Origin of the sequence: Streptomyces sp. F63 (assembly GCF_018070345.1) — a bacterium.
GTDB lineage: Bacteria > Actinomycetota > Actinomycetes > Streptomycetales > Streptomycetaceae > Streptomyces.
The window spans coordinates 111,013-122,669 of record NZ_JAGPXX010000013.1; the positions used below are offsets into that span (position 1 = coordinate 111,013).

The 11,657-nt window shown below is 71.2% G+C and carries 7 protein-coding genes and 1 pseudogene; 5 read left to right on the plus strand and 3 right to left on the minus strand.

What is annotated here, in order from left to right; genetic code table 11:
- The first annotated feature begins 3 nt into the window (after window positions 1–3).
- On the plus strand, window positions 4–855 hold the full coding sequence (locus KBZ10_RS16000; protein WP_210988313.1) for a helix-turn-helix transcriptional regulator: 852 nt from the start codon (window positions 4–6) through the stop codon (window positions 853–855).
- A gap of 157 nt (window positions 856–1,012) precedes the next feature.
- Here KBZ10_RS16000 and KBZ10_RS29485 read toward each other — a convergent pair.
- A pseudogene (locus tag KBZ10_RS29485) lies at window positions 1,013–1,147 on the minus strand (transcriptional regulator); the annotation flags it as partial.
- A gap of 425 nt (window positions 1,148–1,572) precedes the next feature.
- On the opposite strand from KBZ10_RS29485, the gene KBZ10_RS16005 reads away from it, so the two are divergent.
- The 4 genes from KBZ10_RS16005 to KBZ10_RS16020 all read left to right on the plus strand — a co-directional run bounded on the left by KBZ10_RS16005 (window position 1,573) and on the right by KBZ10_RS16020 (window position 4,460).
- Window positions 1,573–2,589, plus strand: coding sequence for a hypothetical protein (locus KBZ10_RS16005; RefSeq protein WP_210988314.1), 1,017 nt, complete (start codon window positions 1,573–1,575; stop codon window positions 2,587–2,589).
- A 114-nt stretch (window positions 2,590–2,703) separates the two neighbouring features.
- Complete coding sequence (locus KBZ10_RS16010; RefSeq protein ID WP_210988315.1) at window positions 2,704–3,255, plus strand: hypothetical protein; 552 nt, start codon at window positions 2,704–2,706, stop codon at window positions 3,253–3,255.
- Between the two features lie 305 nt (window positions 3,256–3,560).
- Entirely contained in the window at window positions 3,561–4,043 is a 483-nt protein-coding gene (locus KBZ10_RS16015) for an ATP-binding protein (protein ID WP_210988316.1), read from the plus strand.
- Window positions 4,044–4,148: 105 nt separating this feature from the next.
- Complete coding sequence (locus tag KBZ10_RS16020; RefSeq protein WP_210988317.1) at window positions 4,149–4,460, plus strand: NIPSNAP family protein; 312 nt, start codon at window positions 4,149–4,151, stop codon at window positions 4,458–4,460.
- Here the strand turns inward: KBZ10_RS16020 and KBZ10_RS16025 are convergent.
- The gene (locus KBZ10_RS16025; protein ID WP_247702449.1) at window positions 4,447–7,998 is read right to left on the minus strand and encodes a WD40 repeat domain-containing protein; all 3,552 of its coding nucleotides are present in this window, start codon (window positions 7,996–7,998) and stop codon (window positions 4,447–4,449) included. The two genes, KBZ10_RS16020 and KBZ10_RS16025, sit on opposite strands and share 14 nt — an antisense overlap.
- Before the next feature lie 200 nt (window positions 7,999–8,198).
- A complete protein-coding gene (locus tag KBZ10_RS16030) occupies window positions 8,199–11,489 on the minus strand; it encodes an AAA domain-containing protein (RefSeq protein ID WP_210988318.1) in 3,291 nt (1,096 codons plus the stop codon).
- Between the last annotated feature and the right edge of the window lie 168 nt (window positions 11,490–11,657).

Consider the following 11,657-nt stretch of genomic DNA (forward strand, 5'->3'; position numbering starts at 1 on the left):
ACGGTGAGCACGGACTATCAGCAGGCACGGGTGGCGCTGGGGGCGCGGCTGCGCGAACTCCGTTTCACGTGCCCCGGTGGCCGACTCACCGGCCGGCAGCTCGCCCAGCGGCTCGGCTGGCCGGGCTCCAAGGTCAGCAAGCTGGAGAACGGACGGCAGACGGCCACCCCCGAGGACCTGAGGGCGTGGGCCGACGCGACCGGGCAGCCAGGGACGTACCCCGAACTTGCTGCCCGGCTGGCCGGGTTCGAGTCCCACATCCGATCATGGCGACGAGCCATGGCGAACGGTTTCCAGCACCTTCACGAGGGGCTGAGCGCCGAGATCGACCGCACCTCGGAGATGTGGGTCTGGGAGGAGTCGGTGATCGCCGGACTGCTGCAAACCCCGGAGTACGCCCGACACGTCGTCCAGCGGTACGCGGACCTGCTGGGCGGAGCCGGCGACATCGAGGCGGCCGTCCGCTCCCGGGCGCAGCGTCAGGAATGGCTGTACCGGTCCGGCCGCACGCTGCACGTGCTGATCTGGGAGGCCGCTTTGCGGTCGCTGATCTGTCCGCCCTCAGTGCTGGCGGGCCAACTCGACCGCCTCAGCGGAATGATCGGTATGGACACGGTGGAGCTGGGTGTCATCCCCTTCACGGCCTCCGTCAAGATCGTGCCTGCCAACGGCTTCTGGGTGCTCGATGACCGGCTGGTCGTCGCCGAGGACTGGCACGCCGAACTATGGCTGGACGACGCCGACAACATCACCTTGTACAAGAAGGTCTGGAAGACCCTCAACGAGTCGGCCGTGTACGGGGCTGACGCCCACACCGGCATCAACGCGGCCCGCCGGGCCTTGAACCTGCGTTGATGCCGGTGTAGGGGGACGTACGGCCGCCCGGTGCACGGCACGTGTACATCGTGAGCACGCAAGGCGTCAGCCCTGGAAGAGGCCTGCTATCAGGCGACCAACGACGAGAAAGACGGGTATCCCACTGACGCCTCCTGGAAGAGAGACGAGCAGAACAAGCAGTGGGCCGAGACCGGGGCGCGAACTCCTCCTGCGTCAGCCGGGCTTCCTCCCGCAGGGCCTTCAGCACCGCGCCGAAGGTCTTGAGGCTGTCGGATACCTCGGGCTCGCCGTTCGCACAGCCGCCGCCCCCGCCGCCGGTGGCTTGCTCCGCGCCCGTTCGGCCATTTTTTGACCGAAGCGGTCGTTGGCGCCACCGCCGGGAGAAGAGGGGCTCCTGTGGCATGGCTTGTGGGCCGCCCCATCCGCACCGGGAGGGAAGATGTCAGTGGGGTGACCGGGGATCTCTGGGCCGCGGCAGGACCGGGTGGCCGGTGGCGATAGGGTGGCGTCAACTCGCAGGTGCGTTCGGGGAGTCACGTGCGCGACGACCGCCATCAGGTCCGACCTGACCCTCGATGACCGGGACCAGGACCGGGAGATCCGCGATCTCAACGGCCGGACGCACTCCACACGCCACGGGGTCGGCGGCCTCTTCACCCCTGCCACGGGTGACCGAGCAGAGCTTCGTCACCGGGCGCGAAGACGCCTGTCCGGCCCTGAGGAAGAGGAAGTGAGATGACGGACGGAAGCGGCCGGGCGGGCCTCGGGCAGAAGATCATCATCCCCGTCCTGGCGGTCGGCATCCTGGCCGTGGGGGCCCATCTGTGGCTGAACACCAACCTGTTCGGCCGCGAGGACGTGTGCGGAGGGCTGGTGTCCACCGACTCGGCCGAGGCCGTCTTCACGCGGCCCGGCCGCGTCTCCGACCGGGACGGGCTGGACGACCGTCCGCCCGACCGGCTTCACTTCCGCTGCACCGTGGAGAGCTCGTCCTTCCTCCCCGGATCGGACATCGAGCGAATCAGCCTCTGGGGAAGCCGGGAGCGCGGCGACTTCTTCTTCACCGAAGAGGGCCGCTGGCCGAGCCCCGCCACGATGTCGTTCTTCTCCGGCGGCGCCACCGGCGGGGTGGGAGACCACCACGGCTGGGTCCTGCTGCCCGGCGCCTGCACCACGGCGGACGGTCCCGCCGTCGTCGAGGGGCGCGCCCCGAAAGGCTCGGACCCGGTGGAAGTCGCCCGGCTTCTGACCGAGGTGGCCAACCGCGCGGCCGAGCGGGCGGATTGCGCGGCCGAGCGGCCCCTCACCGCTCCCCGCACCCTTGATGCGGCGCCGGAGCCGCGCCGGGTCCGGGACGGCGCGGTATGCGGCCTCCCGGGTCTGAGGTTCCCCGGGCCGGACGCGCCGGCCGAAGTGACGGAGACGGTTCAGGATCACCGCGGCCGCACCTGGGCATGCGAGGTCACCGGCTACGCGACCTATTCCGTGACGCGGGAGCCGCGCATCGTGGAGGGCATCCGCTCCTCGCCCCGCTTCACGGAGCAGCCGCGCGTGGCCGGTATGGAGGTGTCGGGCTTCGATTCCTCGCACGTGGTCGCCGACTGCGCGGGCACCCCGACGTACTTCTCCCTGGAGTTCGACCGCGGCTACACCTCCACCATCGGAGACCCCCGCACCCCGCGCGTACGGGCCCTGCTCGACAATTTCGTCGAGGTCGTCGGCAAGCGGTTCGCCTGCACGGCGACTTCCTGACAGGGCCCGTCCCCTCCGCACGAGACAACCGAGGAGCTGACCCGTCACGTACCCCACCATCGGCGCCGCCGCCAACGACGGGAACAAGAAGGCGGAAGGAGTCGCAGGAGACCGATGAACAAAGGGGATCTACGCCGCGCCGTCGCTCCGGCGCTGATGAGCTGCCTCGCGCTGACCCTCTCGGCGTGTGGTGGAGGGCGCGAGTACACCGTGCCCAAGGAGGCCTGCGAAGTTCCTCTGAGCGAGGAGAGACTCGAGCCGTTCCTGGTCGACGGGGAGAGCCTCAAGGCAGTGGGCGATTCGCTGATCGACTTCGAGGGGCGGAGCTATGCGACATGCGAGATCACGGTCGACGACCGGCTTGTGATCAGCCTCCAGGTCGACAAGGTCGACAAGGTCTACGACCCGATGGACAACTCGGAGAGTTTCCGGTTCGAGAACCGGGCGAGAATGGAGAATCTGCCGTTCGGCGGCCTGGGTGCGCTGGGCGACCGCAACTCCATGGTCAGTACCGCCTGTTCCGGGCCCAAGACGGACCATCTCATCATATATGTCTCAACCAGCCTCAAGGCCGGCGGCGACGTCGGTGAACGCCGCAAGAACATCGAGGCCTTCACACTCGACTTCGCGCCGAAGCTGAAGAAGAAGCTCGGCTGCTCGACCTGACTCGGAAATATCGCGCGATCGGAGACGGTCCGGTTCGCCGGCCGCGGGTGTGGCGTGACGTCATGTTCCCGCTCGAGGGCAGCACCGGCCGGCGAGCGCAGTCGTCCTGACGGCGGCCCTGATGACCGGTTGCCGGCGCAGCGGCACCGCTGAGCCTGGACGGCCTGGCCGGGACCGCCGACGGCTTGGTTTCCCGCAGTCACGCAGGGCAACGGAGCCGGGACGGCGGATCGCCTGATACAGCACACATCCGGGTCAGCGTTGTCCCTGGTCAACTCCCTTGACGGGCCGAAACGCTGGCCGTCATGACAGCACCACGGACCGAAGTCCCCATCACCGTACGTACGTTCGCGCACCGCTTCTCGTCCACGCGGCGCGGCGCCCGGCTCGCCCGGCTGCTCGCCGGGCATCAGCTCGTCGACTGGGGACTCCCGCGCGGCACCTGCGCGTTCGACGGCGCCACCCTCGTCATCGCGGAACTCGCCTCGAACGCCGTGCTGCACGGCCTCGTCCCCGGCCGGGACTGCGCGCTGCGCCTCGCGTACGACACTGGGACCGGCGTCCTCCGCATCGAGGTGTCCGACACCCACCCCGGCCGCCCCGCCCGCGTCGAGCCCTCACCCGCCTACGACCGGGGGCGTGGGCTGGCCCTGGTCGAGGCGATCGCCCTCCGCTGGGGCGTGCAGGACCGGAACGGACCCGGCAAGACCGTCTGGGCCGAGTGCGCCGTCGCGGCGGGCTGCGAGAACGCGGAGCGCCCCGCCGTCCGCGGCGGGGGACAGGGGTAACGCGACGCCCCTTGCGCGGGTTTCCGGCGGCCCGTGCGTCTCCTGTGCCTCGGTGCGTAGTCTGAGGGCTGCACACCGAGGTGAACCCCTGGAGGGATGTCTCCCATGCCCCGGACCACTCAGCTCCGCACGTACACCGTCCGCGACGGCTTGCTCGACGAGTGGGTGGAGCGGTGGCGGACGGAAATCGTCCCGCTGCGTCTGGAGCTGGGGTTCACCATCGGCGGGGCGTGGGCGGACCGGGAGCGCAATCAGTTCATCTGGCTGATTTCCTATGACGGCCCGGAGACTTTCGCGGAGCGCAACGCGCTGTACTGGTCGTCACCGGCACGGGAACGGATGAACCTCGATCCGGAGGACTACCTGCTGCACACGGATGACCGCACCGTCGAGGTACTGGCGACTACGGCCGACTGACCGGCAGCATGTGCCGGTCCCGTTCCTCCTCGCTGAGTGTCCGGAAGACCCGCCCCCGGGCCCGTGCTTCCAGCCGGTCCACGTCCGGGTCCGCGAGCCACACCCGGGCGGTGCCGTCGAAGGAAGCGGTGAGCAGTCTCGTGCCGTCCCGTGACCAGGCGACCGAGGACACCTTGTCCTGGTGGACACCTGCGATCGCGATCTCCTCGAAGGTCTCGGCGGACCACACGCGCACGGTGAGGTCGTCGGAGCCGGTGGCGAGGAACCGGCCGTCGGGCGACCAGGCGACGGCACGGACCCGCCCCTCATGGCCTCTCAACGTGCCGGTACGGCGGCCCGTCGCGGTGTCCCACACCGCCGCCGTCCAGTCGCCCGAAGCGGTGGCGACGTGTTGGTCGTCCGGGGACCATGCCACGTCGTCCACGTAGTTGTCGTGGCCGCGCAGCACCGTGAGCTGCCGGCCTTCGGCGACGTCCCACACTCGGCACGTGCGGTCGTCGGAGGCGCTGGCGAGCAGTCGGCCACCCGGTGACCAGGCGACGCGGCCCACCCAGTCCTGGTGTCCGGCCAGCGGCAGGAGTTCGGTACCCGTGCCGGCCGCCCATACGCGCACGGTGCCGTCGTGGCCACCGGTGGCGATGCGGGTGCCGTCCGGTGCCCAGGTACAGGATTCGACGATGTCGCCGTGGTGGTCGAACACGCCGTTCAGGTTCTCGTCCACGACGCGGAACAATCCGTCGTTGGTGCTCAGCGCGAGCCGTTGGTCCCGGGGCGGCCAGGCGACGCTCCAGACCCGGTCCTCCAGAGCGAGGCATTCTCCTGTGGCCTCTCCGGTGACGGCGTCCCAGATCCGGACGGTGGCGTCGCCGGAAGCGGTCGCGATGCGGCTCTCGTCGCGGGACCAGGCAGCTTGGTGCACCGGGCCGCGGTGACCGTCGAGCAGGATCTGCTCGGCACCTCGCGGGCGAAGGTCCCACACCCGCCCCGTGCCGTCGGTGGAACTGGTGGCGAGCCGGTCGCCGGAGGGTGACCAGCCGACGCCCCACACGGTGTCGGTATGGCCCCGGAGCACCGCGATGACCTTCGCGTCGCGGGTGCTGACGACGCGGACGGTCCGGTCGGACGACGCGGAGGCGAGCGCCCGGCCGTCGGGGGACCAGGCCACATTCCAGACGTAGTCGGTGTGGCCGCGCAGCAGCAGCCGCAGGCCGCCGGTCTCCGCGTCGTGGATGCGCACGGTGTGATCACCGGAGCCGGTGGCGATGCTGCGCCCGTCCGGCGACCAGGCGATGCCTTCGACGAAGTCGGCATGACCTGTCAGCGTCGTCCTGGGCGACCCCGTCGCCAGGTCCCACACGATGGCCGTCTGGTCGTGGGAGGCGGAGGCGAGGCCGGAGCCGTCCGGGGACCAGGCCACTCCCCAGACATCGTCGCGGTGCCCGTGCAGGGCATGGACAAGATCCCCGGTATCGGCCTCCCACACCCGCACGATGCGGTCCCTGGACGTACCCGCGACGAACCTGCCGTCGGGCGACCAGGCCACCTGCCTGCTGATGTCGCCGGCACCGGTCAGCAGCCGCACGGGCGCCCCGGAGACGGCGTCCCAGATCCGTACGACACAGTCGCGTCCCGTAGTGGCGATGCGGGAGGAGTCGGCCGACCACGCGACCGATTCGACCATCACGCCGTCGGACGGAAGCTCGAGCAGTGAACGTCCCGAGGCGGCATCGAAGACCCGGGCCGTGCCGTCCCGTGACGCCGTGGCCAGCAGACGGCCGTCCGGGGACCACGCGATGTGCCGGACCGTGTCCGTGTGCCCGGAGAGTTGGAGGCGGAGATGGCTGAAGGCCAGTGCCGTCATCAGGCTGCGATGGGCAGCCGGTGTCGGTGCGCATTCGCCGAGCGCGGCCAGGGAGAGGAGGATCGCCCGCTCCGGGTGGCTCTCGGCGCTGCCGAGTGCGAACTGGCCGATACTCTCCGACGCGCGGCGCAGGAAGGCCAGATCACGGCGCTGCGAGGACTGGACGAGCGAACGTACCGGCTCCGATGCCTGTCCGGACTCCTCCAGAGCGGCGAGCCAGCGTTGGGCCAGGGCGAGCCGTTCGCCGGTGAGGAGATAGTCGTCGCTGTGGCCTGAGTTCTCCCAGTCCGCGGCCCACCGTTCGAGTTCGGCTCGGCGGCGCAGTTGCTCGACGCGCGCTTCGACCTCCTGCCTCAGCGGAGCCCATTGGCGGAAGAGCGCCTCGTGCGTGACCTGAGCGTAGGGCTCCCGGCCGGAGAGCGTGTCGCCACGGACCCCGGACATCAGCAGGCGCGCGTTCACGAAGGCGTCCACGACGCGGCGCTCCGCTTCCGTGAGCTCGGACAGGGGGACGCGTCTGCGAGCCACTTCCCGGCCCTGCACCGTGACGAATCTGAGGAGTGTCCGGAGGACGCTCTCGACCCCGTCTTCGGCTCCGATCTCGGCCATGGTCTGGTCGGCCTGCCGTGCGAGAGCTCCCGCTACACCGCCCAGGTCACGGTAGAGCTCCTCGGTGACCGTTCCGCCGGGCCCGGAAGCGAAGTAGAGCTCCTGGAGGAGATACGCGAGCAGAGGCAGCGCGTCGTCCGTGCCCACGTCGTCCACGATGCGGTCCACCACCCCGGGGGCGAAGGACAGATTCACCAGGGCGCCGGGGCGTTCCACCACCTGGGCCAGTTGGCCTCGGCCCAACGCGCCGATGGCCGTCGGATGCTGAACGAGTTCGGCGTGTTCGGTGGCGAGCAGTTGCCCAAGGAAGTCGACCCGGAGCGTGGCCAGCACCCGGACCTCGGGAGATCGTTCCACACAGGAACGGAGCGCTTCGAGGAACTGCGAACGCTCCCTCTCACCAGCGAGCGTGACGACTTCTTCGAATTGGTCGATCACCAGGAGCGTGCGCCGGAACCGGCCGCCCCGCAGCCGCGACAGTTCTGTCGCCAGGGAAGTGGGCCCCCTCCGCAGGCGCCGCAGGACAGCTGCCACGGGCTCCTGCCCTCCACTGGCGGCCGCAAGGGAGGAGGCCAGAGACCCCAGTGGATTCGCCCCGGGAGAGAAGGCCGGGAGGATTGTCCATCGGCGTCCCCGCAGCCGTGGCAGCACGCCTGCGCGCACCAGCGAGGACTTGCCGCTCCCGGATGCTCCGACGAGGACCAGGAACCGGTCGGCGGGGCGCTCCGGCGGCGCGTGGAGACGGCGCGTGAGCTCCGAGGCCTGGACCTCCCGGCCGAAGAAGACCGGTGCCTCCTCCTCGGCGAAGGCGTCCAGCCCTGGGTAGGGCACCCGGTCGGGAGGCCAGTCAGCCGGTGGGGGCGCGGGATTCTCCAACCGGTACACCACGACCTGACCGGCCACCATGGCGACGATCAGCAGTCCGATGGCGGGGACGGACGCCTGCTGCAGGACGCGCAGGAACCAGGGCGCTTCATCCACATTGGTGGCGTAGTTGGTGACAATGCCGAGGAGACTCGCGACGAGCACCAGCATGATCTGGAGAGCCAACTGCACGCGGTGCCTCATGGGGCATCAGCCTCGTCGCGTCCCCGCAGCACTTCCCGCCCCCGCCTCATCGCTGTCGAAACCGGTCCACCGCCGTCCGCCGGGAAAGTGCGGCGGTGTCGGTGCCCGCGAACATCATCGAAGGTTGAGGAGGCGAGCTCAACAGCGCACAGCAGAACCAGCCACAACGCGCGGACCGGTGCTGCGCCCGGCGGCCGCCCTCAGCGCGGCCGGCCGCCGCTCAGCCGGATGTCCTGGTTCCAGGCGTTGCTGCGGCCCGTCTTCGGGTCGGTCTTGCAGTGGGTCTCGTAACAGCGCCAGTACCAGGTTGCGTTCTTGCGGCGGCGGATCTCGATGTCCCGCCCTCCGCACCGGCCGCACTTCGGCGGGCGGGCGAAGACCTCCGCGTGCTCGTGCTCCAGCAGCTTGCGGGCGAAGTGGGCTCCCTCCATCGTCACCATCACCTCCCGGGTCCAGCTCTGGGAGAGGGCGTTCAGGCTGCCGAGCATCACCGTCCGGTCGTCGATCACCACGATCTTCTGGTGCATGACGTTCATCGGGACGACGGTGTCCACCACGGCTCGCAGATCGGCGATGAGGTCCGGGTTCCGCTGCTGGAGCTGGTCGGTGTCGTCGCGGATGAAGACCGTCACGCGCACGCCCCGCCGTACCGCCTCCCGCAGTTCGGGCAGGATGGCGCGGACCCGCTGCGCGACCCAGGGCGCCCACAGCCAGATGGAACTGCGGGCGGCGCGGAGACGGTCGGCGAAGGTGGCGTAGAACGCCAGCTCGTCCTGGACGTCCGTCACCTCCACGTGGCGGCTCAGCACCTCGGCGAGGGCCGAGCCGAACTCGCCGAGGTGCGGGCCGTGGGTGTCCGGCGGGGTGATGAGGTGCTGCGCCCGGAGCCGGCGCACGCCGGGAGTGCCCACCATCGCGTTCAGGCAGGCGAGCGCCATGCCGTCCTCCGCCCGGGAGATGCGTTCCCCGCTGCCCAGGATGTAGAGGCGGGTCTGCGTCCGGGTGACGGCGACATTGAGGAGCCGGACACCATTGCGCACCCACGGGCCGGCGCCCGGCTTCCGGTGGGCCATGCCCATCCACAGCGGGCGGCCGTGGGCACCCTCCACCATGTCGAAAATGACGACGGGGAACTCGCGGCCCTGGAAGCGGTGCGCGGTCCCGACCTCGGCGAGCGGCCCGCCGCCGCCCTCGGCGTCCCGCAGCGTCTCCAGGGTGGCGGCGGTCTGGTCGCCGTACGGGGTGACGACGCCCACCTCCTCGCCCTGCTCCCGGTGGTACTCGACCAAGGCGCGGGAGAGCAGCGCGCCGGCCGGCCACCAGCCCTTGCGCCGGCCCGTGAGGTGAGGCCGCGCCAGCTCGTGCAGGCCGTCGGTGTCGACGAAGACGATCTCGGGGTCGTTCGGCTCGCGGGGCACGGCGGACCGGGCGCCGCCGCGCAGCACGCCCCCGTACGCCAGGGAGTTGGCGAGCCGCATGACGGCCGGGCCGAAGCGGTGCTGCTCGGTGAGCGTGACGCAGGCCGGGTGGCGTGCCGCCTGCTCCGGCTCGGTGATGCCGCAGTGCTCGAAGACGTCCGGGAGCAGCCAGCGCTTGACGTCGGGCCGGTCCGAGTCCCGGATTTCGGGCGGGACGACGGCTCCGAGCTGCATGAAGTCGCCGAGGAGTACGGCGGTGCCGGACGCCTTCGCGGTGGCGAGCAGCACCTCGGGCAGGGTCGCCGACCCGGCCTCGTCCACCAGGACCACGTCGTACGGGCCCTCGAAGACAGCCTTGTTGGTGCGGAAGCGGGCCAGGGTGGTGGCGACCAGCTTGGCGCCCTTGATGATCTCGCCCTGGGCGTTGCGGGCCAGCCGCTCGTACTCCTCCTGGACCTTCTTGAACTCCTTCTCCAGCGCGGGGCGGCGCTTGCCGTCGGCCGCCACGAGCGGGCGCAGGCGTTCCGCGTCGGCGTGCCGCTTCGGCCAGCCCTTCCGTGCGGCCTCGTCGGCGAGGGTCTGCGCCTCCTCGGCCCGGTGCGCCGCCTGCCGGGCGCCCTCAGCCGCCTGCCGGGCGGACCGCGCCTGGTCCCGGGCGAGGCGCTGTGCGGCCTCCGCTGCGCGGAGTTCCCGGTCGAGGGCGGTGATCCGGTCGGGGGTGTGCGGGATACCGCGAACCAGATCCGCGATCTGTTCCTTGAGTTCCTCGGAGCGGGCGTTGGCCGTGGCGCGGGCGGCGGCGGCCTCTCCCCGCTCATGGGCGGCCCGCTGCTCGGCTCCCGTCAATTCCTGACGCAGCTCCTCCTGCCGGTCGCGTGCACGCCACCGGGCCACGGCTCCCTTCGCCTCGAACTCGCGCAACTCAGCGCGGAGTTCGCCGCAGCGGTCCTCGGCCAGCAAGGCTTCCGCGGCTCTCCGTTCGGCCGCCTTCCGGAGCCGGGCCTGCTCCTGCCGTAAGGTCTCCACCCGCTGCCACTCCCGGCGGGACGGCTCCGCCGCCGCGACGAGCGAGCGCTTCTGCTCCAGCTCCGTATCCGCCCACCGCAGCGTTTCCACGGCCTCGGCCAGCCGGCGGTCGGCGTCGTCCGCCCGGGCGCGGGCCGAGGCCGCATCCCGTCCCGGGGTGCGCAGCAGCTTCAGGGCCGCGAAGTAGGCGGCGGAGTCGAAGCCGGTGAGTTCCGTTCCCAGGGCGGCCAGTTGCGCGGCGCGGGAGCGGATCGCGACGAGTTCCGTCTCGATCCCGCCGCGGCGCGCGGTCGTCTCCGCCAGCCGCTCCCGCACCATCAGCGGCAGGGACACCCCGGGGTCGTCCGCCACTTCCCTCAGTTGCGGTGGGCCGACCCGGACGATGTCGCCGGGGCTGTGCCGCCGCTCCCGCACCACCCCGAGCAGGGCGTTGTCCACGGCCACATTGGTGGCGGACACCAGCAGCACCCGCTCCCCACGGGCGATCAGGTCCCCTATGGCGCGCTTGAGGACGGTGGTCTTGCCCGTCCCCGGCGGGCCCCACACCAGGTGGACGCCCCGGCCGAGGCAGGCGCGGTACGCCTCGTGCTGGGCGTCGTGGAAACCCGGCGGCCGGGCGGCGGGCGGGATGTCGCCGCCGACGCGCCCGGCGGCCAGGGCGGCGGCGAGCGGCGCCTCACCCAGTTTGGCGATGCCGTCGCGCAGGGCTTCCACGAGGAACGTGGGCGGCTGCTTCAGCATCCACAGATACGGCTCGGGCAGGTCGGCGAACTCGGCGACCCTGAGCGTCAGCAGGGAGCCGTTCTGCGCGGTCTCGGTGACGGAGAAACCGTCCGTTTCGACACCGTGCTGCTCCGGGCCGGCCAGCCGCAGGCTTTCGAGCTGGTCGGGACCGATGTCGGAACCCCGCATGTCCACCGCGTGGACGCCGGGTTCACCGGTGCGCACCGCCCGTCCGACGCGCAGCCACCGCGCCTGCCGCCCCGCGCCGCCCTCCGCGGCGATCCACTCTCCCAGTGCTGTCGCGATCTCCTCGCGCCACCCCACCCTGCCGCCGCCCCCCGCTCGGTAACCGGTCCGGGCCCGCACCCTACCCACCGGCCGGCGGGCCTCACCCCGGCAGAAGGCGGTACGGGCGCTTCCGGATACCGGCCGTGGCACGGGGGAGAAGTAGGGGCGGGAAGCGCGGCTCCCGGGTGGGCGTCTGCGCGGCTC